This window comes from Enterobacter huaxiensis (assembly GCF_003594935.2).
Lineage (GTDB): Bacteria > Pseudomonadota > Gammaproteobacteria > Enterobacterales > Enterobacteriaceae > Enterobacter > Enterobacter huaxiensis.
This window is the reverse complement of the sequence record NZ_CP043342.1, coordinates 3,019,126-3,039,998: the sequence shown is the minus strand read 5'-3', so window position 1 is coordinate 3,039,998 and position 20,873 is coordinate 3,019,126. Positions and strand designations below refer to the sequence as shown.

Here is a 20,873-nt window from a genome sequence, read left to right as displayed (position 1 = left end):
AGGAGATCCCCACGTCCTGGGTTCAGCACTGTACACCGTATCCCGTAAGGGAAGTTATACTGACAAAGCCTTGATTCGACAGTGCCTGTTTTACCCTGTGCCGGTTCTCTCGAACCCACCAGAGCGATAACGTGTATTTGTACAGGAGCCTCGCCATAACGAGATCGTTGTAAAACGAGAGGGATAATACGCTTATTTTATATTGCCGCTCAGAAAATTAAATAATGTTTAAGAACGGTTTAGAAGAATCTTATTAATAAAGCGTTGAGGGTTTATTTAAGGTGATTCATTTCTAATGAAGGATTAAATAATCAGTGGAGGAGAGGAAAATGGCGTGGCTTGATAATCTGCTGAATCATTTTGCCCTCTATCCGGCACATCTTTTCGCGCTGTTATTCGTGATGGCGCTGAGTAAATCCACGGTGCTTGTCTCATCCGTGCTGCCTCCCGCCTCGGTGATGCTGCTGGCGGGCATTACCGTCAGCCAGACGAGCATGCATCCTGCGCTGGCGTGGCTTGCCGTGGTGATGGGGGCAACGGCGGGTTCGGTGCTGAATTACCATATCGGCCAGCTGATGGGGCACACCCGGCTGGTCACGCGTTTCACGTCGAAGCACGCCGATAAGTTCTTACGGGTACAGCATCAGCTGCAAAGAAACGGCGTACTCGTGCTGTTTACGTCGCGCTTTCTGGCGGTGTTGCGTTACGTCGTGCCGCTGGCGGCGGGGATGCTCAGGCTGAACGCAGCAAAGGTCTACGCCGTCAGCCTGCTTTCAGCCTGCGTATGGGCGGCGCTGTATGTCGGCATCGTCACCGGCATCAGCGCCTTTTGAACTACAGACTTCCCATGCCGCCGTCGACCAGCAGCTCCGTTCCTACCGTGTAGCTCGACTCGTCGGACGCCAGATAGAGCGCGGCTTTTGCCAGCTCCGTCGTCGAACCCATTCTGCCGAGCGGCACCAGCTTGATGACCTCTGCCATCATCGCCTTAAGCGCCTCGTCGCTTAATCCCGTTTTCGTAAACGCCGGAGTTTCCACCGGACCGGGGCTCAGGCCGTTGACGCGGATCCCGCGCGGCAGCAGCTCCGCCGACAGCGTGCGCGCCAGCGACAGCAGGGCGGCCTTGCTCGCGGCATACACGCTGCTGGTGGGCAGGCCGATGCGGGCGCTCACGGAGCCACAGAGGATCACCGACGACGGGTTATTCAGCAGCGGCAGCAGCGCCTGAATTAAAAAGAACGGTCCCTTCAGGTTGATGTCCATCAGGCGGTTCCAGGCATCCTCCTGCCAGGCTTCCAGCGGCGCGTGCGTCACGTCGCCCGCGTTGAGAAACACCGCGTCCAGGCGCGGCCAGCGGGCGGCGAGAGTTTCCGCCAGCGCTTTTTGCGACGTGATATCTCCCGCATCGGTCGGGATCGCCCAGGCCTTATCGCCCAGAATGCGCTGTGCTTCGGCAAGGGTATTCGGATTACGCCCGGTAACGGCAACGCGCGCGCCTTCGGCTATAAACGCCTGCGCGGTAGCGAGGCCGATGCCGCTGGTGCCGCCGGTAATCAGCGTATATTTCTCTGTTAAACGACCCATGTTGTTCTCCTGAAATGTCACTGGAGAAAGCACTATAGAAACGTTAGTATCGAAAGGAAACCAGGTACCAAATAGATACTAACGCGGCAAGAGGTGTGCTATGGCAGAAATGCTGGACGTGTCATGCGAAAAAAATTCCGAGGTTTACACCTGCCCCATGACGCAGTTTGTGAACCTGATTTCCGGTAAATGGGCGATCCCGATCCTCTATCGCCTGATTATCCTCAATACGCCCGTGCGGTTTGGCGAGCTGCTGAGGGCGGCCGCGCCCATCACCCAAAAAGAGTTGACCAAACAGCTTCGCCTGTTTGAACAGCGCGGGCTGGTGACGCGAACGGTCTATCCGGAGATCCCGCCGCGCGTGGAGTATCAGATAACCGGCCTGGGGCTAACCCTTCAGGGTGCGCTCTCCCCGCTGGCCGCCTGGGTGAGCGAATATGGCGACCAGCTGGAGCGTTAGGCTACCGTTTTACGTAGCGCGGTGCCGGAATACCGGTGCGCGCGCTGCCAAACAGCTCAAGGCGCGCCGCTTCGTAGCGATCCCACAGGCTGGCGTCGTGCATCGGCGGGATGGTGATGAGCTCGCCCTGATCCAGACCCGCCAGGGACGCGTCGACCATATCGTCGGTGGTCATCACCGATCCTTCCGGCAGATCGTTCACCGTCACGCCAGAATGCCCCCAGATTTCGGTCGCCGTGGCGGCGGGCAGCACGGCCTGAATGCGCACCTTGCTGTCGGCAAACTCTTCCTGTAATCCACGGGTAAAGCTCAATACCCATGCTTTGGTGGCGCTGTAGAGCGCGCTGCCCGCCCGCACGTGCAGGGCAAGCACCGACGCGATATTGATCAGCGTGCCGCGGTTGTTCTGCGCCAGGCGCGGCAGGATGGCGAAGGTCAACCGCATCAGCGCCGTGGTGTTCAGGGTGTTAATGGCCTGATGCTGCGCAACATCCCCCGCGAGGAACGGGGCCATCTGCGCGGTACCGGCGTTGTTGATGAGCGTATCAATGGCGCTATTGCTGCGCAGCTCCTGTTCGACGGCGCGGATCCCGGCTTCATCGGTAAGATCGGCGACCAGAATCTCTACCGATACGCCATAGCGTGCGCGGAGATCGGCGGCCAGCGCCCGTAGCCTTTCCTCACGACGGGCGACCAGCACCAGATTAACGCCGCGCGCGGCAAGGCGATCGGCATAAACGGCACCGATTCCGGAAGAGGCGCCCGTGATCAGGGCGGTAGTCAGTTGCGTAGTCATCGTGCGTTACCTCAAGGCAAAGGAGTGATTTGGTTTCAACATGAAACTGAATTTACTCTCTGCCATTTGGTTTTATAATGCAACCATATTGTGCGCAATTTTTTGCTTTTGCCGGGCGGGGGGCGATCAGGAGGGGAGCTTAGGCACGATCTCTTCTGGCGAAAGCTGGCGGCCATCGTCGGCGATAAGCGCCAGTTTACGCAGGGGTTTGCGCTGTTGGGTATCAACCAGCACGGTGCCGCATTCGCTGTCGGCAAACAAAAATTCATTGCCCCACTGCGACAGGGCGACCAGCACCGTTTGCAGGGCGCGGCCTTTGTCGGTCAGGACATACTCCTGCCATGCGCTGCCGTCGGACGCAGGCCGGAGCGTGAGGATGCCTTCATCCACCAGCAGCTTCAGGCGCGTGGTCAGCATGTTTTTGGCGATACCGAGGCTTTTTTGAAACTCGCCGAAGCGTTTAATGCCGCGCAGCGCGTCGCGAACAATGAGCAATGACCACCAGTCCCCCACGATATCCAGCGAACGGGCGACGGGGCAGGTGCTCTCTTCAAGGCGGGTGCGTTTCACAATACGGTCTCCGGCGGGGGTATGGTTTAATTATAAAACTGTTTTACGCCATCCGTAAGCGAGTTAATCATCAGTTTGAGAAATGCTTCCCGGAAAACTGTCACGAATCTGTCACACTCATTGCGACATCAAAAAAACGCATGAGGATAAAGGGATGAGAAAAGCACTACTTGCTGTTGCAGTGGCCGGCAGCCTTTCACTGACGTTTGGCGCACAGGCGCAGGATACCCCGGACGGGTATCAGCTGGAACAGGTCTTGATCATGAGCCGACATAACCTGCGCGCGCCGCTCGCCAACAACGGCAGCGTGCTGGAGCAGTCCACGCCGAAGCAGTGGCCGGAGTGGGAGGTGCCGGGTGGTCAGCTCACGACCAAAGGCGGCGTGCTGGAGGTCTATATGGGCCACTATATGCGCGAGTGGCTGGCGCAGCAGGGAATGGTGACCACCGGCGAATGCCCGCCAGCGGACAGCGTCTACGCCTACGCCAATAGCCTGCAGCGTACCGTCGCCACCGCGCAGTTCTTTATCACCGGCGCGTTCCCGGGGTGCGATATTCCCGTCCATCACCAGGAAAAAATGGGCACCATGGACCCCACCTTCAACCCGGTGATCACCGACAATTCGCCGGAATTCCGCGATAAAGCGCTGAAGGCGATGGAGGCAGAACGGCAGAAAATGCAGCTGGACGAGAGCTACAGGCTGCTGGAACAGCTGACGAATTACGCCGAGTCCCCGTCATGTAAGGAGAAAAAAGTCTGCTCCCTGACGGAGGCGAAAGACACCTTCAGCGCTGACTATGAAAAAGAGCCTGGCGTATCCGGGCCGCTGAAGGTGGGTAACTCGCTGGTGGATGCCTTTACCCTGCAGTATTACGAAGGCTTCCCGGCGGACCAGGTGGCCTGGGGTGAAATCAAAACCGATCAGCAGTGGCGCGTGCTGTCGAAGCTGAAAAACGGCTATCAGGACTCGCTGTTCACCTCCACCGACGTGGCGCAAAACGTCGCCAAACCGCTGGTGAAGTATATCGACAAAGCGCTGGTGACCGAGCAGGCGAAAGCGCCAAAAATCACGCTGCTGGCCGGGCATGACTCTAACATCGCCTCGCTGCTCACCGCGCTCGATTTCAAACCTTACCAGCTGCATGACCAGCAGGAGCGCACCCCGATTGGCGGCAAGATCGTCTTCCAGCGCTGGCATGATAAAAACGCCAGCCGCGAGCTGATGAAGATTGAATACGTTTACCAGAGCTCGGAGCAGCTGCGTAACGCCAGCGTGCTGTCGCTGGCTTCTCCGGCACAGCGCGTGACGCTGGAGCTGAAGGGATGTCCGATTGATGCTAACGGCTTCTGCCCAATCGATAAATTCAATGCGGTAATGAACGACGCGGCGAAGTAGAAAAGTACCCCCCGCTTCGGCGGGGGGCAACGTTTAGACGTTTTTACGTTCGATGGTTTGCTCACCCCAGAAGAGCGAGTCTTTATCCGTTTTTTCAAAGGCGCGGATCAGCACCTCATCGCTGCCTTCTTCCCAAATCTGCTCTGCCAGCTTTTCGTCATATTTCGCGACTTCAAAGATAGCCTCGGCAATTTCCGGCGAGGTATTGCGTAAACTTGCCCATTCGCCCACGCGGTGAGCTTTGGATTCTTGAGTTGGCATAGTTGTCCTCCTGTTGGGGGTTAGCCGGCCAGTTTTTTAGCCAGACCCGCGACGTGCTCGCCCTGATAGCGGGCGATAGCCAGTTCTTCTTCACTTGGCTGGCGTGAACCATCGCCACCGGCAATGGTGGTTGCGCCGTACGGTGTCCCGCCGCGCACCTGAGAAACATCAAACAGTTCCTGCGCGCCGTAGCCAATTGGCACAATCACCATCCCATGATGAGCAAGGGTAGTCCAGGTTGAGGTAATCGTCTGCTCCTGGCCGCCGCCGGTGCCGGTGGAGCTGAACACGCTGGCGAGCTTGCCGTACAAGGCGCCCGATGCCCAGAGTCCGCCCGTCTGATCGAGGAAGGTGCGCATCTGCCCTGACATGTTGCCAAAGCGGGTAGGGGTGCCGAAGATGATGGCATCATAGTCGGCCAGTTCCTGCGGGGTAGCCTGCGGCGCGTTTTGCGTTTTACCGCCCGCTTTTAAGAACGCCTCGGCATTCATGGTTTCCGGTACGCGCTTCACCACAACCTCAACGCCATCCACCCGGTTTGCGCCTTCTGCAACTGCGTGAGCCATGGTTTCAATGTGTCCATACATGGAATAATAGAGCACCAGAACTTTTGCCATTTTGCATCACTCCTCGTTTGTGTTTTTGACAGCGGATCGCTGCCTTCATTTAAAGATATGACATCATGGCCAGACTGCAAAAATGAACGGCATTTCTTTGATTTATAACAATATGGCTACAAAAAGGCGCTGAAGTAAAATGAAACAACTTTTTGGGCGCACATTTCTGGAATGATAAGAAAGGCTTATGGTTCGCCGCCGCGTCACCTCATGCAAAAGGCTGAGATGATGTTGCAGGATATTACCTGTCGCTTGCCGGATAGCCGCGCTCCACTAAGCTTAGTTTTACGCGGCACAGATAAAGGCACTACCCTTGAGCCGCGAGGTGAAAGAAACCTCTTTTACTGAATGCAATATGATGTCTAATGTTTCACACTCTGGAGGTTAGAGATGGCAAACCATCGTGGTGGTTCAGGTAATTTCGCTGAAGACCGTGAAAGAGCATCAGAAGCAGGTCGTAAAGGTGGCCAGTCTAGCGGGGGGAACTTTAAAAATGACCCTCAGCGCGCATCAGAGGCTGGTAAAAAAGGGGGTAAAAACAGCCATGGCAGCAATAAGTCCTAGCGCCGGGTTGTAGTACCTGATTTCAGCGTGAGGGTTGAAATCATCCCCTGCCGCCGGGTTTCCCGGCGGTTTTTTTATTTGTGCAACATTGAACTGTAACCAAAGGCATCGCACACTAGCGGATTGTTACCTGGTGCTGGTGTCTCATGTCTCTCTCCCGTTTTAAATTCTCCGTCAAACCGCAGGAAGCGATCCTCATTCTGATCACCATGTTCTGGGGTGGGACCTTTCTTGCCGTCCAGTATGCGGTCACCCTGAGCGATCCTTTCTTCTTTGTCGGCCTGCGCTTCGCGACGGCGGCGATTGCCGTCGCGCTCATCTCCCTGAAAACCCTGCGCGGGTTAACGCTCAAAGAGCTGAAGGCTGGGGTAGCGATTGGCGTTGCTATTGCGATGGGCTACAGCCTGCAGACGTGGGGCTTACAAACTATCCCCAGCAGTAAATCCGCGTTTATTACCGCCATGTACGTGCCGCTGGTGCCGCTTTTGCAGTGGCTGTGTCTGGGAAGGATGCCCGGTCTGATGTCCTGCATCGGCATTGTGCTGGCCTTTATTGGCCTGATCCTGCTGGCCGGGCCGGAAAATAACCTGCTGGCGCTGGGACCGGGTGAGATAATCACCCTGGTGGGGGCCATCGCCATTGCGGCTGAAATTATTCTGATTAGCGCCTGGGCGGGGAAGGTGGACGTCAAGCGCGTCACGGTCGTGCAGCTGGCGACGGCCTCGCTGGTGGCCTTTGCGACGATGATTCCGGCCGGAGAATCTGTGCCGCCCATGTCCACCGGGCTGGTGGTGGTCGCGCTTGGGCTGGGGATTTTCAGCGCCATTATTCAGATCACCATGAACTGGGCGCAGCGCAGCGTGTCGCCAACCCGGGCGACGGTTATCTACACCGGCGAACCGGTCTGGGCGGGGATTTTCGGGCGGCTCGCCGGGGAACGTTTGCCGCTGCTGGCCCTGCTGGGCGCGGCGTTTATTGTCGCCGGGGTGCTGGTGAGTGAGTTAAAGTTAAAAAAACGACGTAAGTCGATTGCCGGGATGGGCACTGAACAAGGGGCAGATAGCTAACAACGCGCAGGCTGCCCGTTTTGCCCGGCGGCGCTTCGCTTGCACGGGCCTACAATTGGCATGTAGGCCGGGTAAGCGTAGCGTCACCCGGCTATTTCAGGTTCAGGGGGTGATGGCTTCCGCTTGCGCTTCATCCCCTTTCCGGCGGCTTAGCAGGGCGTTGAGCAGTATGGCACCGAAGGTCGCCGTGCCAATCCCGCCAATCGTAAACCCGCCCAGCGTCAGGGCAAAATCCCCCGCGCCCAGCACCAGCGTCACGGCCACCATAATCAGGTTGCCGTTCTGGCTGAGGTCAACGTGATGCTGCACCCAGATACGCGCCCCGGCGACGGCAATCAGCCCAAACACCACAATGGATGCCCCGCCGATGACCGGTGACGGAATGGTGTGGATCAGCGCGCCAAATTTCGGCGAGAACCCAAGCAGCATCGCCATCACCGCCGCTGCGACGAAGACCAGCGTGGAGTAGACTTTAGTCACCGCCATCACGCCGATGTTTTCGGCATAGGTTGTCACGCCGCTGCCGCCCACGGAGCCGGAGAGCATGGTCGCCAGGCCGTCACCCACGAACGCGCGCCCCATGTACGGGTCCATATTGCGCCCGGTCATGCCCGCGACCGCCTTCAGGTGGCCCAGGTTTTCCGCCACCAGAATCACCGCCACCGGCGCAATGAGCATCATCGCCTGCCCGCTAAACGTGGGGGAGGTCACCTGCGGCAGTCCGAACCAGGCGGCCTGATGCAGCAGGGTAAAATCAACCGGTTTGCCCAGGCCAAAAACGTTGGCCAGCAGGGCGTAGACCAGGCAGGCCACTATCAAACCGACCAGGATCAGCAGCCGCTGGATCATGCCGCGCGTAAAGACCGCCACCACGCCAATGCAGAGCACCGTGATCACCGCCATCCAGCTGTCAAACGGCGAGCCGGAGACGCTTCGAACGGCAATCGGCGCAAGGTTCAGGCCAATCGCCATCACCACCGCTCCGGTTACGACGGGCGGCATCATCCGCTCTATCCAGCGGGTCCCGATTTTCATCACCACCAGACCAATCAGGGTGTACACCAGACCGCAGGCGATAATCCCGCCGAGAGCCACGCTCAGGTTGGGGTTGATCCCCTGACCGTTAAATCCGGTTGTCGCGATCACCACGCCTACAAAGGCGGCGCTGGAGCCGAGATAGCTGGGCACGCGCCCGCCGGTCACAAAAAAGAACAGCAGGGTGCCGATACCCGACATCAAAATAGAGAGGTTGGGGTCGAGCCCCATCAGCATCGGCATCAGCACCGTGGCGCCAAACATGGCGACCGCGTGCTGGACGCCCATCACCATCGTCTGCCCGAGCGGGAGGCGTTCATCCGGCGCGACCACGCCTGCGTCTGTGGAGGTCGATTTCAACTGCCAGTGGGGAAATCCGAACATGGTCTGTCTCCTTAAGGCGGGTTAACAGGCGGGTCGCATAAGCGCGTGGTAGCCGCGGTCAAACCACACCAGCCCTTGCGGCGCGGGGTGGCGGATAATCGAAACAATGTCGCAAAACAGAATGTCGTGGGTACCGACGCTGACGACCTGGCTGATGCGGCAGTCGAACGACGCCAGCGCCTCCTCCAGCCGCGGGCAGCCCGTATCGCCCGTCCGCCAGCGGGCGGCGGCAAAGCGTTCCTCCATCGGCGTTTTCCCGCCAAACAGGTTTGATAAAGGCTCCTGTCCGGCGCTCAGGGTATTCACGCACAGCGTGCGGTTTTCATCGAACGTCGGCCAGACCGACGCCCCGCGGTTCAGGCACACCAGCAGGGTGGGCGGTGAGTCGGTGACGCTGCAGACCGCGCTGGCGGTAAACCCTGCCATCCCGGCCGGGCCGTCGGTGGTGATGATATTGACCGCCGCGCCGACGCAGGCCATGGCGTCGCGAAAGGTGTGTTTATCCGGTGTCGTCATGGTGGCTCCTTACGCCAGCCCGCAGGCATCGTCGAAGGTCAGACGCGGCAGGCGCCCGTAAAGTTTGCTGGTATCGCCGTAGCCGATATTGATCAGCAGGTTGCTTTTAAGCGTTGTGCCGGTGAAAAACGCCTCGTCGACTTTTTGCCGGTCAAAGCCGGACATCGGGCCGGTATCCAGCCCCAGGGCGCGACAGGCGAAAATCAGGTACGCGGCCTGCATCGAGCTGTTACGAAAGGCGGTCTCTTCCGCATGCGCCGGGCTGGAGGTGAACCAGCTCTTTGCATCGCCGTGCGGGAACAGCTCGGGCAGGCGCTCGTAGAATTCACCGTCCCAGGCGACAATTGCCGTGACCGGTGCGGTGAGCGTTTTCGCCAGGTTGCCGCTGGAGAGCGACGGGCGCAGCTTCTCTTTTCCCTCCGCGCTTCGCACAAACACAATGCGCGCCGGGGAGCAGTTGGCGGACGTTGGGCCCCATTTCATCAGGTCGTAGATCTCGTGCAGCGTTTCGTCGCTGACAGGAATATCCTGCCAGCCGTTGTGGGTGCGGGCGCCGGTGAACAGCGTTTCCAGCGCGGCGGGCGTAATGGCTTCGCTCATTAAAGCTCCTTATAAAACGGGTTCGGGGCTGTGCAGCAGGCCGGCAAGCCCGTTCAGCAGCAGGGTGTTAAAGGTGTCCGGCTCGGTGACGTTGCAGGCATGCCCGCCCTGGCGCATCACGACGTTCTGGCTGTGCGGGATCGCCGCCTGCAGCTCGGTGGAACAGACGGCAGGGACAAGCAGATCGTCGGCGGAACAGATTGTCTGCACCGGGCAGCGGATGCGCGCGGCAAGGCGTCTGAAGTCGGCTTTCTTCAGCGCGGCCAGCCTGCGCAGCAGCGTGGTTTTGCCCTGAAAATGCGCGAGTGCCAGCGCCTCTTCGGCCTCCATGCGCGGCGCGCGGGCGGCCATCCAGTCTGCCGGGTAGAGAAACAGCGGCTGCGCCTCGACCCAGGCCTGCGCGCCGCCTGCATGTAGCAGACGTTCGCGAACGTCAAAGCAGCGGCGGGTATGGGCATTCAGGGTGAGCCAGCCGTTAATGCACACCAGCGCAGAAACCGCGTCGGGTTTGTCGATCGCCAGCTGCAGGCCAATGAGCGCCCCCAGCGCGTGGCCGACCACGCAGTAGCGGGCGATCCCGGCGGCGGCCAGCGCCTGCGACAGCTCGTCGGCCATATGCGCCAGGCTGTACGCTTCCGGCAGCGCATCGGGGTTATTTCCTGTTCCCCGCTGGTCATAGCACACCACCTGGTACTCCTGCTCAAGTACGGCCAGCTGTGGCAGCCAGTAGCTGCCCGCTCCCCCGAGCCCGGCAATCAGCACCACGACGGGCGCGCCCTCGTACGGCGGCGGTGAGACGGAAAGCTTCATGGCAGCCTCACTTCGCGATGTGCGCAACGGTGGCGATCTCGACCAGCGCCTCGGGCTTCACCAGCCCGCACTGAATGCAGAACCGCGCGGGCTTATCGCCGGGGAAAAACTCGGCGTAGATCTCGTTAATCGCGGCGTAGTTTTTCCAGTCGGTGATAAAGATGCTGTTGAAGGTCACGTCCTCCATCGTGCCACCCGCGGTTTCGATCACGGTTTTGATCGTCTCCAGCACGTGGCGGGTTTGCGCCTTTGGGTCGTTGATAAACACCACGTTGTTGTCTTTATCAAACGGCAGCGTGCCGGAGACATACACCACGCCGTCGGCAAGCGTACCGGGCACAAACGGGGCAATCGGGGTACTGGTGCCCGGCGGAATAATCACGGATTTCGGCATAGCGGCTCTCCTCAGGCGATACGGGCTAAAGGCGGATTCAGGGCGTCGCAGAAGTCGGCAACGTTACTCACCCAGCCAAAGAAGGTTTCGATATTGAACAGGGCGGCTTTCTGCGCGAAATCCGGCCCCGCCTGATGGGTAGCGTCTTCCAGCACCACGCCGAAATATTCCAGGAAAAAACCGTCCCGCAGGGTGGATTCCACGCAGACGTTAGTGGCGATGCCGGTGAACACCAGGTGGCGAATACCGCGGCTGCGCAGCAGGCTGTCGAGCGGGGTGTTGAAAAAGCCGCTGTAGCGCGGTTTGGGCAGGACGATATCGCCCGCCTGCGGTACCAGTTCATCCACCAGCTGATAGTCCCAGCCGCCTTTCGCCAGCAGCGTGCCCTGCAGTTCGGGCCGTTTACGCATGGTTTTCAGGGCGTTTGACTTGTGGAAGTTGGGGGAGCCGGGGCCGCCGGCCTCAACGTACCGATCGTCCCAGCCGTTCTGGAACCAGATAATCAGCATGCCCGCGGCGCGGGCGGCGGCGACGGCGGTTTTGATGTTCTCAATCACCGGCCGGGTGGCGGAGACGTCGAACCCGGCCAGATCCAGATAGCCGCCCTTGCTGGCGTAGGCGTTTTGCATATCCACCACGATCAGCGCGCTCTGCTGAGGCGCAAAGGTGATGGCTTCCGGGCGGGCGTTAAGGGTCGTCATTACGCCACCTCCTTCGTAACGGCAGGAATGTGCGCGCGGCACTGCATCAGCGGCTGAATGCGCTCGCCGAAGGTTTCCACGCCGGTGAGGAAATCATCAAAGGTCAGCAGGACGCCTTCCGCGCCCGGTACGCTGGCCACGTCGTCAAGCATCCTGGCGACGCTGGCGTACGAGCCCACCAGCGTGCCCATGTTGATGTTGACGGCGGAGGTCGGGTCGGCCATCTGGCGGACGTTGGTGTCAGAGCCGGAGCGGGTATCCTTCTGGCTCTGCTCGGTGAGCCAGCTCAGCGCTTCGTCGTCTGCTCCCTCCTTGTAACGTTCCCATTTGGCGCGCGCGGCCTCGTCGGTTTCGTCGGCAATCACCATAAACAGCACGTAGGAGCCCACGTCGCGCCCGGTTTTCTCCGCGGCCTCTTTCATCCGCGCGGCGGTCGGGGCGAAGGCGGCAGGGGTGTTAACGCCTTTACCGAAGCAGAAGTTGAAGTCGGCGTATTTAGCCGAGAACTCCATTCCCGCGTCGCTCTGCCCGGCGCAGATCACCTTCATGGGGACCGAAGGCTGCGGGCTGACGCGGCAGTCGTTCATGGTGAAGAAGTCGCCTTTAAAGTCGCTTTTGCCGGTCCCCCACAGGTCGCGCAGGACCTGCACGTATTCGGTCAGGTAGTCGTAGCGACGAGAGAAGTAATCGTCCCCCGGCCAGAGCCCCATCTGCTCGTACTCGGGTTTTTGCCAGCCGGTGACCAGGTTAACGCCAAAGCGTCCGCCGGAGATGGAGTCGATAGTCGAGGCCATGCGCGCCACGATCGCCGGAGGCAGGGTGAGGGTAGCCGCGGTGGCGTAGATCTGAATGCGGGACGTTACCGCCGCCAGCCCGGCCATCAGGGTAAAGGACTCCAGGTTATGGTCCCAGAATTCGGTTTTCCCGCCGAAGCCGCGCAGCTTGATCATCGAGAGCGCAAAGTCGAAATGGTAGTGCTCCGCTTTCTGCACGATGGCTTTGTTCAGCTCAAAGGTCGGCATGTATTGCGGTGCCGCGGTCGAGATAAGCCAGCCGTTGTTGCCGATGGGTACAAATACGCCAATTTTCATCACGAACCTCTCTTCATCTCTGTGTGGGTGAAAGTCAGACGTGGCGCTGCATCCTGCATATCCTGTTCAGCCTCGTGAAAAGGGATTTGCAAAGGGGATGCCAGTTTTTAAAATTGCTTTGTTATTAACGTGTTAATGAGGGGTTGATGAATTGGGTGTAAACAAAGTGGACTAAATGGTCAAAAGAAATGCACACAAAGCAGGCAACGGTGCGCGATGGCGGTGCAGGGGCGGTGAGGTAATGCCGCAGCGATCCCGGTGCTGACCGGGATCGCTGACATCGTCATATTACCTGTAACAGGCGACAGTCATGTTTATTTGTTAACTGACCCAGTTAAATATCTCGACCTGAACCAGGACCAGCCGCCAACAATACTTATACCGCTCAGGATTAGCATCGATCCTGAAATAAACCCTGGCTGTAGCCGATTTATTTAATATGCACTGATGGCCATTGTGTAATCCGCCCGCCGGGGGCCACATTATTTATGCTTTAACCTGTAGATACATGACTGCGCTGTCTGACCGGTAAATAGGGTTACCTCTACCGGAACCCGTTCATATTCAGAACCTTCGAACTCATCGAGTATGTGCCAGTGATTGTGTAAAATCTCGGACGTGAAAAGAAACCCCTGTACACGGTTACCAGAGTCATCCAGCACAATTCCCGGATAACCCATCTCTGCACCCCAGCCCTTCTCTAATAAAGAACCCCCAACGTGGCCCTCCTGCCAGGTTCCCCCGATATTTTCAAGAATATGAGCATTAGGCCGGCCAGGACCGAGCGTCCCGTAAACAAACAAACTTTCCATTATTCCTCCAGTATCCCTATGAAAGTAGTGATGCTCTTTATGTTAATTTTGATTTTCGGACTCTGGCCTGACAAATCATTTGTTCTCACAATACGCGTGAATTATTATCACGCGTATGATATTCGACCGCCTCCCCCCATTGCAGACTCTGCGCGCTTTTGAAGCCACTGCCCGCCTCTCAAGCATGACGCTGGCGGCAGCGGAGTTGCACGTTACGCATGGCGCGATAAGCCGGCAAATCCGAAAGCTCGAAGAGCATCTGGGGTTAAAGCTATTTTTCAGGCTGACGCGGCAGATAATTCTGACGGAGCATGGGGTTGAGTTTCACCATGTGGTTACCCGTCTTTTGGGTGATTTGATGCGCGAATCTGAGCGTCTGCGTGGAAGAAACCTGATAAAGAGTTTACGTATAAGTACAACGGTTTCATTTGCCAGTAAGTGGTTAGCACCGCGTCTCAGCCGGTTCAGGCAGAAATATCCTGAATTTGATATTGAGCTGGATGTTACTGACACTAATGTGGATCTTAATGACGGTCAGGTTGATGCTGCAATTCGTTACGGCGCTGGCAATTATCGAGATCTTTCGTCTGAACGTATGTTCGATGAAACCGTCACCCCTGTCTGTAGCCCAGATTTTCTTTTGAAACATAATGGTCTGACAGAGATTAACGGACTTTTAAACTGCGTTCTTCTTCATGAGTACAGAATGCTGGCGAACTGGAAGAGATGGTTTGAGATGGCCGGAGAGAAAAATTATCGCTGCCAGCAGGGACCTTTATGGACTCTTGGCAGCATGGCGATTGAGGCTGCTATACGTGGCGAAGGTATTGCTCTGGGACGCAGCGTTCTGATTGCAGATGATGTAGCTGCTGGAAGGCTGGTTATTCCTTTTCCACAGTACAAACTTAAGGCTGAGCGGGGATACGATTTGGTCTACCGTTCGGATGATCAGGATTCATTTAAAATAAGCATTTTAAGACAGTGGCTCTCTGAAGAATTGAGCTCGCTGAAAGATTGAATGCTGTCTTAAAAATTCCGCTCCTGGCACAAAGCGGACCGCACCAGGAACAAAATTACCGCTGCAAGCGGCAACGTCAGAGAAACGGCGGAGGCAGCATAATGCGCGATATGAAGCAGGCTTACGGGCGCAGAGTCGGCTATGCTAATACAGTTCTCTGTTAGGAGAGCGTCCTGTTATTCAGCCTGCGTTTCATCCATCTGCATTCTGCTTTGCAACAGCCATCGTGCACCTCGCTGAACTGTATTTATACACCGTGTTGCGGCTACAGATCGACGTTGCAGTAACATATGCATTACTGTCGTAGCTGCTGCGTTTCCGGGCCACCCATGCTCCGCCGCCATGCCCCAGGCGCCTGACCATACTGACGCTTAAAGCTGCGGTTGAAGGACTGCTGGGAGTCAAAGCCCAGCGCGATCGCCACGTTCAAAATCGGCTCGTCGCTGCGGGTTAAGCGCTCAACCGATTTTTGCAGCTTTTGCGCGCGAATGTACCCAGCGAGGGGATAGCCAGTATGTTCCTTAAACAGACGCTGGAGATGCCATTTTGAGTAGCCGGAACGCCTGGCAACCGACTCAATATCCAGACGGCTATCCAGGTTATTGTCGATCCAGTCGAGTAAATCATGAATAAATGCGCCAGTGTTCATCTGGTTATTCCCACGCTGTCTGTATAAAGGTATCTTTAACTATTGCATTTAAAGGTGGCGCGTTTTTCCGTTAATTGCAAGTTTTATTGTTGCATTTAAACCCCTGAGCGAAACGGGTGTTTTAACATCGACTCAAATAGCACATAAAGTGCAACAATTATTCTTGCACTTAAATAAGCGCCTTCCTACAATCGCCGGGAATAGTGTATTCGCAACTGTTACAGTTTTGTGGCGATGAACGACACAAATGGCCCTAAGCCAGCCACCGGACAAAGGACGTGGCGCAGCGCCTCCCGCTGCGTCTTGCCCGGCGGCTACAATTACCGGAATAAAAATAATGAGCCTGCAAAAAACCTGGGGTAACTTTCATCTGAGCGCGCTGGGGGCGATGTTCGCCTCCGTGCTGCTCGTCGGGTGCGATGACAGCGTCGCGCAAAACGCTGCGCCACAAGCGCCCGCTGTCAGTGCAGCTAACGTGGTCGTGAAATCCATCAGCCAGTGGGATAGCTTTAACGGCCGGATCGAAGCGGTGGAGAGCGTTCAGCTACGCCCGCGCGTTTCCGGGTACATTGATAAAGTGAATTACACCGACGGCCAGGAAGTGAAAAAGGGCGAGGTGCTGTTCACTATCGATGACAGAACCTATCGCGCCGCACTGGAACAGGCGCAGGCCACGCTGGCGAGAGCCAAAACGCAGGCCAGCCTGGCGCGTAGTGAAGCGAACCGTACCGATAAATTAGTCAATACCAACGTGGTATCTCGCGAAGAGTGGGAGCAGCGTCGTTCGGCCGCCACCCAGGCGCAGGCCGACATTCGCGCGGCACAGGCGGCGGTTGATGCCGCGCAACTTAACCTCGATTTCACCAAAGTCACCGCGCCTATCGATGGCCGCGCCAGCCGCGCGTTGATCACCAGCGGTAATCTTGTCACCGCCGGTGACAGCGCCAGCGTCCTCACCACGCTGGTCTCGCAGAAGACGGTTTATGTCTACTTTGACGTGGATGAGTCGACCTACCTTCACTATCAAAGTCTGGCCCGCAGCGGGCAGGGGGCGTCCAGCAATCACACGGCGCTACCGGTTGAGATTGGCCTGACGGGCGAGGAGGGGTATCCCCATCAGGGCAAAGTGGATTTTCTGGATAATCAGCTAACGCCGAGTACCGGCACCATCCGCATGCGCGCGCTGCTGGATAACGCGCAGCGTCAGTTCACGCCGGGACTCTTTGCCCGCGTACGCCTGCCGGGCAGCGCGGAATTCAAAGCTACGCTTGTCGACGACAAGGCGGTGCTGACCGATCAGGATCGCAAGTATGTTTACGTGGTTGATAAAGAGGGCAAAGCACAGCGTCGCGATATCACGCCGGGACGTCTGGCAGACGGTCTACGCATCGTGCGGCAGGGGCTGAACCCTGGCGATAAAGTGATCGTCGACGGTTTACAAAAAGTGTTTGTACCGGGAATGCCGGTTAACGCGAAAACCGTTGCCATGACCGCCAGCGCCGCCCTCAACTGATCCCCTACCTGAGAATTCGACCCATGGACTTTTCCCGCTTTTTTATCGACAGGCCGATTTTTGCCGCGGTGCTGTCGATTCTGATTTTTATCACAGGGTTAATCGCCATCCCGCTGCTGCCGGTGAGCGAATATCCTGACGTCGTGCCGCCAAGCGTGCAGGTGCGCGCGGAGTACCCGGGGGCCAACCCGAAAGTGATTGCCGAGACCGTGGCGACGCCGCTGGAAGAGGCGATCAACGGCGTTGAGAACATGATGTACATGAAGTCCGTCGCGGGCTCCGACGGCGTGCTCGTGACCACCGTCACCTTCCGTCCGGGAACCGACCCGGATCAGGCGCAGGTGCAGGTGCAAAACCGCGTCGCGCAGGCCGAAGCGCGCCTGCCGGAAGACGTGCGGCGTTTGGGTATTACCACCCAGAAACAGTCCCCGACGCTGACGCTGGTGGTGCATCTGTTTTCGCCCAACGGTAAGTACGACTCCCTGTATATGCGTAACTACGCCACGCTGAAGGTGAAGGACGAGCTGGCGCGCCTGCCCGGCGTCGGCCAGATCCAGATTTTCGGCTCGGGTGAATACGCGATGCGCGTATGGCTGGATCCCAACAAGGTGGCGGCCCGCGGGCTGACCGCTTCGGATGTGGTCACGGCGATGCAGGAGCAGAACGTGCAGGTATCCGCCGGGCAGCTTGGCGCCGAGCCGCTGCCGAAAGAGAGCGATTTCCTGATCTCCATTAACGCCCAGGGCCGTCTGCATACCGAAGAAGAGTTCGGCAATATTGTCCTGAAAACGACGCAGGACGGTACGGTCGTGCGCCTGCGCGACGTGGCGCGTATCGAAATGGGGTCCGGCAGCTATGCGCTGCGTTCCCAGTTGAACAACAAAGACGCGGTCGGGATTGGTATCTTCCAGTCTCCGGGGGCGAACGCCATCGATCTGTCTAACGCGGTGCGCGCGAAAATGGACGAACTGTCGACCCGTTTCCCGGAAGATATGAAGTGGGCGGCACCTTACGATCCGACCGTTTTCGTGCGTGACTCCATTCGTGCGGTCGTGCAAACGCTGCTGGAAGCGGTGGTGCTGGTAGTGCTGGTGGTGATCCTGTTTCTGCAAACCTGGCGCGCGTCAATCATTCCGCTGATCGCGGTGCCGGTGTCGGTAGTGGGGACCTTCAGCATTCTCTACCTGCTGGGCTTCTCGCTGAATACCCTGAGCTTGTTCGGGCTGGTGCTGGCCATCGGTATCGTGGTGGACGACGCCATCGTGGTGGTGGAAAACGTCGAGCGAAACATCGAAGAGGGGCTTGCTCCGCTCGCGGCGGCGCATCAGGCGATGCGCGAAGTGTCCGGGCCGATTATCGCCATCGCGCTGGTGCTGTGCGCGGTGTTTGTGCCGATGGCGTTTCTCTCGGGCGTTACCGGGCAGTTCTACAAGCAGTTTGCGGTGACGATTGCGATTTCCACGGTCATCTCCGCAATTAACTCGCTGACGCTCTCCCCGGCGCTGGCGGCACTGCTGTTAAAACCGCACGGCGCGCCGAAAGATTTCCCGACCCGGCTTATCGATCGTCTGTTCGGCTGGATTTTCCGTCCGTTTAACCGCTTTTTCCACCGCAGCTCGAACGGCTATCAGGGGCTGGTGGGCAAAACGCTCGGCCGACGCGGGGCGGTGTTTGTCGTTTATCTGCTGCTGCTCTGTGCCGCAGGCGTGATGTTTAAAGCGGTACCCGGCGGGTTTATTCCAACGCAGGATAAGCTGTACCTGATTGGCGGCGTGAAGATGCCGGAAGGCTCGTCGCTGGCGCGGACCGATGCGGTGATCCGCAAAATGAGCGAAATCGGGATGAATACCGAAGGCGTGGACTACGCGGTCGCGTTCCCGGGGCTGAACGCGCTGCAGTTCACCAACACGCCGAATACGGGGACGGTCTTCTTCGGCCTGAAGCCGTTCGACCAGCGTAAACATACTGCGGCGGAAATTAACGCGGAGATCAACGCGAAAATTGCGCAAATCCAGCAGGGCTTTGGCTTCTCCATCCTGCCGCCGCCGATTTTAGGGCTGGGTCAGGGGTCGGGGTATTCCCTGTACATTCAGGATCGCGGCGGTCTGGGCTATGGCGCGCTGCAAAACGCGGTAAACACCATGTCCGGTGCGATTATGCAGACGCCGGGAATGCACTTCCCGATCTCAACCTACCAGGCTAACGTTCCGCAGCTGGACGTGCAGGTTGACCGCGACAAGGCGAAAGCGCAGGGCGTGTCGCTGACCGATCTTTTCGGTACGCTGCAAACCTATCTGGGCTCGTCGTACGTGAATGACTTCAACCAGTTTGGGCGCACCTGGCGCGTAATGGCGCAGGCCGACGGGCAGTTCCGCGACAGCGTGGAAGATATTGCGAATTTACGCACCCGTAATAGCCAGGGTGAAATGGTGCCGATTGGCAGTATGGTGAATATCACGACCACCTACGGCCCGGACCCGGTGATTCGCTACAACGGTTACCCGGCGGCGGATCTGATTGGCGATGCCGACCCGCGCGTGCTCTCGTCCTCGCAGGCGATGGCGCAGCTGGACGGAATGTCCAGGCAGATCCTGCCGAACGGGATGAACATTGAATGGACGGACCTGAGCTTCCAGCAGGCCACGCAGGGCAACACGGCGCTGATCGTCTTCCCGGTTGCGGTGCTGCTGGCATTCCTGGTGCTGGCGGCGCTGTATGAAAGCTGGACGCTGCCGCTGGCGGTGATCCTCATCGTGCCGATGACCATGCTCTCCGCGCTGTTTGGCGTCTGGCTGACCGGTGGCGATAACAACGTGTTCGTGCAGGTAGGGCTGGTGGTGCTGATGGGGCTGGCGTGTAAAAACGCGATTCTCATCGTGGAATTTGCCCGCGAGCTGGAAATTCAGGGCAAAGGCATTATGGAAGCCGCGCTGGAGGCGTGCCGCCTGCGTTTACGCCCGATTGTGATGACCTCCATCGCCTTTATTGCCGGGACCATTCCGCTGATCCTCGGCCACGGCGCGGGCGCAGAAGTGCGCGGCGTTACCGGGATCACGGTCTTCTCCGGGATGCTGGGGGTGACGCTGTTTGGTCTGTTCCTGACGCCGGTGTTCTACGTGACGCTGCGTAAGTTCGTGACGCGCGGCAAAAAAGCGGAAAGGGACGTTCTGCCCGCGTAGGGATGTTGCAGATAATAAAAAACCGCCTCCATAGCAAGGCGGTTTTTTTTGCACTCAAGGAAAGTTAAAGGGCTTCTTTATACTTGGCGATAAGTTCAGGCACCGGATCGCAGCCGCTGGTATCGGCTTTTTTCACTTCTTCCAGCGCGCTCGCCACGGTGTGGCGCGCCAGTACCTGTAACGAAGCCTGCTCCGCTTCCTCGGAGATAGACTTGAAGTACCAGCATGCGTTGGCGCTGACCACGCAGCGGGCCGGTACGTCAGGGCGTGATGCCCACAGCTTTTTATCTTCGATGACGGAAAGGTAGATATCGCGCAGGGTGATTTCTTCCGCCGGGCGTCCAAGGTGAATAGAGCCGTTACGGCCAAGCGTGGAGACGATAATACCGTCACGCGTGAGAGGAACCATCAGTTTGCGGATGAAGCTCGGGTTTGCTTCCAGGCCGTAGGCCAGAATCGCACTCGTCGAACGTTCACCCAATTGCTCCGCCATTGCTACGCTGAGAACCATCTGCAAAGCTGTCGGGAAGCGGTAATCTAACATTTTTGTATCCTGGGTTGCGGTGAATCTTGTTCTTTTTGGCACCGCAGAGTGAGTAAGCAATAAACAACAATATAACAAATACGGTAATTTTTTTGAAGCAATCTGCGGCATTTGCGATCGAACACCCTGTTCCGGTTTAGCCAAACGTGCGGTTCGGCAAGTCAACCGTCACCATCAGGCCAGCGCCTGCGGAAGTAATCAGGTTTACGCTGCTGCGCCACTGCTTTAACGATGGCAAGCCCCAGTCCGCTCTATACATCACCAAAAATGAGCTGACGAGGGATGCGGGTGATAGTCCTGTTTTTCAACGCA

The 20,873-nt window shown here is 57.9% G+C and carries 23 protein-coding genes and 1 riboswitch; of the genes, 8 read left to right on the top strand and 15 right to left on the bottom strand.

What is annotated here, in order from left to right:
- Nucleotides 1-170: riboswitch (M-box (ykoK) riboswitch) on the bottom strand.
- 159 nt (nucleotides 171-329) lie between these two features.
- Entirely contained in the window at nucleotides 330-833 is a 504-nt protein-coding gene (locus tag D5067_RS14605) for a DedA family protein (RefSeq protein WP_119934765.1), read from the top strand.
- Between the two features lies 1 nt (nucleotide 834).
- On the opposite strand, the gene D5067_RS14600 is transcribed toward D5067_RS14605, so the two are convergent.
- Nucleotides 835-1,584: an SDR family oxidoreductase gene (locus tag D5067_RS14600; protein WP_119934764.1), complete on the bottom strand. Its 750-nt coding sequence runs from the start codon at nucleotides 1,582-1,584 to the stop codon at nucleotides 835-837.
- A gap of 100 nt (nucleotides 1,585-1,684) precedes the next feature.
- On the opposite strand from D5067_RS14600, the gene D5067_RS14595 reads away from it, so the two are divergent.
- Complete coding sequence (locus tag D5067_RS14595) at nucleotides 1,685-2,044, top strand: winged helix-turn-helix transcriptional regulator (RefSeq protein WP_119934763.1); 360 nt, start codon at nucleotides 1,685-1,687, stop codon at nucleotides 2,042-2,044.
- A gap of 1 nt (nucleotide 2,045) precedes the next feature.
- On the opposite strand, the gene D5067_RS14590 is transcribed toward D5067_RS14595, so the two are convergent.
- Both D5067_RS14590 and D5067_RS14585 read right to left on the bottom strand, forming a co-directional pair.
- Nucleotides 2,046-2,840 (bottom strand): SDR family NAD(P)-dependent oxidoreductase, encoded by a 795-nt coding sequence (locus tag D5067_RS14590; protein WP_119934762.1) that lies wholly within the window; start codon nucleotides 2,838-2,840, stop codon nucleotides 2,046-2,048.
- A gap of 126 nt (nucleotides 2,841-2,966) precedes the next feature.
- A complete protein-coding gene (locus D5067_RS14585) occupies nucleotides 2,967-3,410 on the bottom strand; it encodes a winged helix-turn-helix transcriptional regulator (RefSeq protein ID WP_119934761.1) in 444 nt (147 codons plus the stop codon).
- A gap of 154 nt (nucleotides 3,411-3,564) precedes the next feature.
- On the opposite strand from D5067_RS14585, the gene agp reads away from it, so the two are divergent.
- A complete protein-coding gene (gene agp, locus D5067_RS14580) occupies nucleotides 3,565-4,806 on the top strand; it encodes a bifunctional glucose-1-phosphatase/inositol phosphatase (protein WP_119934760.1) in 1,242 nt (413 codons plus the stop codon).
- Nucleotides 4,807-4,839: 33 nt separating this feature from the next.
- On the opposite strand, the gene D5067_RS14575 is transcribed toward agp, so the two are convergent.
- Both D5067_RS14575 and wrbA read right to left on the bottom strand, forming a co-directional pair.
- The gene (locus D5067_RS14575; protein ID WP_119934759.1) at nucleotides 4,840-5,067 is read right to left on the bottom strand and encodes a YccJ family protein; all 228 of its coding nucleotides are present in this window, start codon (nucleotides 5,065-5,067) and stop codon (nucleotides 4,840-4,842) included.
- A gap of 20 nt (nucleotides 5,068-5,087) precedes the next feature.
- Nucleotides 5,088-5,684: an NAD(P)H:quinone oxidoreductase gene (gene wrbA / locus D5067_RS14570; protein WP_119934758.1), complete on the bottom strand. Its 597-nt coding sequence runs from the start codon at nucleotides 5,682-5,684 to the stop codon at nucleotides 5,088-5,090.
- Nucleotides 5,685-6,074: 390 nt separating this feature from the next.
- Here wrbA and D5067_RS14565 point away from each other — a divergent pair, with 390 nt between their 5' ends.
- Together D5067_RS14565 and D5067_RS14560 are read left to right on the top strand one after the other, a co-directional pair.
- Complete coding sequence (locus tag D5067_RS14565; protein ID WP_119934757.1) at nucleotides 6,075-6,248, top strand: con-10 family general stress protein; 174 nt, start codon at nucleotides 6,075-6,077, stop codon at nucleotides 6,246-6,248.
- A 146-nt stretch (nucleotides 6,249-6,394) separates the two neighbouring features.
- Nucleotides 6,395-7,315 (top strand): DMT family transporter, encoded by a 921-nt coding sequence (locus D5067_RS14560; protein WP_119934756.1) that lies wholly within the window; start codon nucleotides 6,395-6,397, stop codon nucleotides 7,313-7,315.
- A 102-nt stretch (nucleotides 7,316-7,417) separates the two neighbouring features.
- Here the strand turns inward: D5067_RS14560 and rutG are convergent, their stop codons facing one another.
- The 8 genes from rutG to D5067_RS14520 form a co-directional block, all read right to left on the bottom strand.
- The gene (gene rutG / locus D5067_RS14555) at nucleotides 7,418-8,734 is read right to left on the bottom strand and encodes a pyrimidine utilization transport protein G (protein WP_119934755.1); all 1,317 of its coding nucleotides are present in this window, start codon (nucleotides 8,732-8,734) and stop codon (nucleotides 7,418-7,420) included.
- A gap of 21 nt (nucleotides 8,735-8,755) precedes the next feature.
- Nucleotides 8,756-9,250 carry an NADH-dependent FMN reductase RutF gene (gene rutF, locus D5067_RS14550; protein WP_119934754.1) on the bottom strand — a complete coding sequence of 165 codons (495 nt, stop codon included), beginning with the start codon at nucleotides 9,248-9,250 and terminating at the stop codon, nucleotides 8,756-8,758.
- A gap of 9 nt (nucleotides 9,251-9,259) precedes the next feature.
- Nucleotides 9,260-9,850 carry a malonic semialdehyde reductase gene (locus D5067_RS14545; protein ID WP_119934753.1) on the bottom strand — a complete coding sequence of 197 codons (591 nt, stop codon included), beginning with the start codon at nucleotides 9,848-9,850 and terminating at the stop codon, nucleotides 9,260-9,262.
- A gap of 9 nt (nucleotides 9,851-9,859) precedes the next feature.
- Nucleotides 9,860-10,660, bottom strand: a complete 801-nt coding sequence (gene rutD, locus D5067_RS14540; RefSeq protein WP_119934752.1) for a pyrimidine utilization protein D — start codon at nucleotides 10,658-10,660, stop codon at nucleotides 9,860-9,862.
- 7 nt (nucleotides 10,661-10,667) lie between these two features.
- Entirely contained in the window at nucleotides 10,668-11,054 is a 387-nt protein-coding gene (gene rutC / locus D5067_RS14535; RefSeq protein ID WP_010429508.1) for a pyrimidine utilization protein C, read from the bottom strand.
- 11 nt (nucleotides 11,055-11,065) lie between these two features.
- A complete protein-coding gene (rutB, locus tag D5067_RS14530; RefSeq protein ID WP_119934751.1) occupies nucleotides 11,066-11,755 on the bottom strand; it encodes a pyrimidine utilization protein B in 690 nt (229 codons plus the stop codon).
- Nucleotides 11,755-12,846, bottom strand: a complete 1,092-nt coding sequence (gene rutA / locus D5067_RS14525) for a pyrimidine utilization protein A (RefSeq protein ID WP_119935449.1) — start codon at nucleotides 12,844-12,846, stop codon at nucleotides 11,755-11,757. Before rutA ends, rutB begins: the two co-directional genes overlap by 1 nt.
- A gap of 482 nt (nucleotides 12,847-13,328) precedes the next feature.
- A complete protein-coding gene (locus tag D5067_RS14520) occupies nucleotides 13,329-13,658 on the bottom strand; it encodes a gamma-glutamylcyclotransferase family protein (protein WP_119934750.1) in 330 nt (109 codons plus the stop codon).
- Between the two features lie 184 nt (nucleotides 13,659-13,842).
- Here D5067_RS14520 and D5067_RS14515 point away from each other — a divergent pair, with 184 nt between their 5' ends.
- Entirely contained in the window at nucleotides 13,843-14,676 is an 834-nt protein-coding gene (locus D5067_RS14515; RefSeq protein WP_235843209.1) for a LysR substrate-binding domain-containing protein, read from the top strand.
- Between the two features lie 295 nt (nucleotides 14,677-14,971).
- On the opposite strand, the gene D5067_RS14510 is transcribed toward D5067_RS14515, so the two are convergent.
- On the bottom strand, nucleotides 14,972-15,325 hold the full coding sequence (locus tag D5067_RS14510) for a helix-turn-helix domain-containing protein (protein ID WP_119934749.1): 354 nt from the start codon (nucleotides 15,323-15,325) through the stop codon (nucleotides 14,972-14,974).
- Nucleotides 15,326-15,662: 337 nt separating this feature from the next.
- Between D5067_RS14510 and oqxA the strand changes: the two genes are divergently transcribed.
- Together oqxA and oqxB are read left to right on the top strand one after the other, a co-directional pair.
- A complete protein-coding gene (oqxA, locus tag D5067_RS14505; protein ID WP_119934748.1) occupies nucleotides 15,663-16,838 on the top strand; it encodes a multidrug efflux RND transporter periplasmic adaptor subunit OqxA in 1,176 nt (391 codons plus the stop codon).
- Nucleotides 16,839-16,861: 23 nt separating this feature from the next.
- Nucleotides 16,862-20,017: a multidrug efflux RND transporter permease subunit OqxB gene (gene oqxB / locus D5067_RS14500; RefSeq protein WP_119934747.1), complete on the top strand. Its 3,156-nt coding sequence runs from the start codon at nucleotides 16,862-16,864 to the stop codon at nucleotides 20,015-20,017.
- Between the two features lie 64 nt (nucleotides 20,018-20,081).
- Here the strand turns inward: oqxB and oqxR are convergent, their stop codons facing one another.
- Nucleotides 20,082-20,561 (bottom strand): efflux pump transcriptional repressor OqxR, encoded by a 480-nt coding sequence (oqxR, locus tag D5067_RS14495; protein ID WP_010430601.1) that lies wholly within the window; start codon nucleotides 20,559-20,561, stop codon nucleotides 20,082-20,084.
- Nucleotides 20,562-20,873: the final 312 nt, after the last annotated feature.

Excerpts from the sequence above, each read along its gene's own strand:
- D5067_RS14605 (WP_119934765.1), top strand. The coding sequence starts at position 330 with ATGGCGTGGCTTGATAATCTGCTGAATCATTTTGCCCTCTATCCGGCA.
- D5067_RS14600 (WP_119934764.1), bottom strand. The coding sequence starts at position 1,584 with ATGGGTCGTTTAACAGAGAAATATACGCTGATTACCGGCGGCACCAGC.
- D5067_RS14595 (WP_119934763.1), top strand. The coding sequence starts at position 1,685 with ATGGCAGAAATGCTGGACGTGTCATGCGAAAAAAATTCCGAGGTTTAC.
- D5067_RS14590 (WP_119934762.1), bottom strand. The coding sequence starts at position 2,840 with ATGACTACGCAACTGACTACCGCCCTGATCACGGGCGCCTCTTCCGGA.
- agp (WP_119934760.1), top strand. The coding sequence starts at position 3,565 with ATGAGAAAAGCACTACTTGCTGTTGCAGTGGCCGGCAGCCTTTCACTG.
- D5067_RS14575 (WP_119934759.1), bottom strand. The coding sequence starts at position 5,067 with ATGCCAACTCAAGAATCCAAAGCTCACCGCGTGGGCGAATGGGCAAGT.
- wrbA (WP_119934758.1), bottom strand. The coding sequence starts at position 5,684 with ATGGCAAAAGTTCTGGTGCTCTATTATTCCATGTATGGACACATTGAA.
- D5067_RS14565 (WP_119934757.1), top strand. The coding sequence starts at position 6,075 with ATGGCAAACCATCGTGGTGGTTCAGGTAATTTCGCTGAAGACCGTGAA.
- D5067_RS14560 (WP_119934756.1), top strand. The coding sequence starts at position 6,395 with ATGTCTCTCTCCCGTTTTAAATTCTCCGTCAAACCGCAGGAAGCGATC.
- rutG (WP_119934755.1), bottom strand. The coding sequence starts at position 8,734 with ATGTTCGGATTTCCCCACTGGCAGTTGAAATCGACCTCCACAGACGCA.
- rutF (WP_119934754.1), bottom strand. The coding sequence starts at position 9,250 with ATGACGACACCGGATAAACACACCTTTCGCGACGCCATGGCCTGCGTC.
- D5067_RS14545 (WP_119934753.1), bottom strand. The coding sequence starts at position 9,850 with ATGAGCGAAGCCATTACGCCCGCCGCGCTGGAAACGCTGTTCACCGGC.
- rutD (WP_119934752.1), bottom strand. The coding sequence starts at position 10,660 with ATGAAGCTTTCCGTCTCACCGCCGCCGTACGAGGGCGCGCCCGTCGTG.
- rutC (WP_010429508.1), bottom strand. The coding sequence starts at position 11,054 with ATGCCGAAATCCGTGATTATTCCGCCGGGCACCAGTACCCCGATTGCC.
- rutB (WP_119934751.1), bottom strand. The coding sequence starts at position 11,755 with ATGACGACCCTTAACGCCCGCCCGGAAGCCATCACCTTTGCGCCTCAG.
- rutA (WP_119935449.1), bottom strand. The coding sequence starts at position 12,846 with ATGAAAATTGGCGTATTTGTACCCATCGGCAACAACGGCTGGCTTATC.
- D5067_RS14520 (WP_119934750.1), bottom strand. The coding sequence starts at position 13,658 with ATGGAAAGTTTGTTTGTTTACGGGACGCTCGGTCCTGGCCGGCCTAAT.
- D5067_RS14515 (WP_235843209.1), top strand. The coding sequence starts at position 13,843 with ATGACGCTGGCGGCAGCGGAGTTGCACGTTACGCATGGCGCGATAAGC.
- D5067_RS14510 (WP_119934749.1), bottom strand. The coding sequence starts at position 15,325 with ATGAACACTGGCGCATTTATTCATGATTTACTCGACTGGATCGACAAT.
- oqxA (WP_119934748.1), top strand. The coding sequence starts at position 15,663 with ATGAGCCTGCAAAAAACCTGGGGTAACTTTCATCTGAGCGCGCTGGGG.
- oqxB (WP_119934747.1), top strand. The coding sequence starts at position 16,862 with ATGGACTTTTCCCGCTTTTTTATCGACAGGCCGATTTTTGCCGCGGTG.
- oqxR (WP_010430601.1), bottom strand. The coding sequence starts at position 20,561 with ATGTTAGATTACCGCTTCCCGACAGCTTTGCAGATGGTTCTCAGCGTA.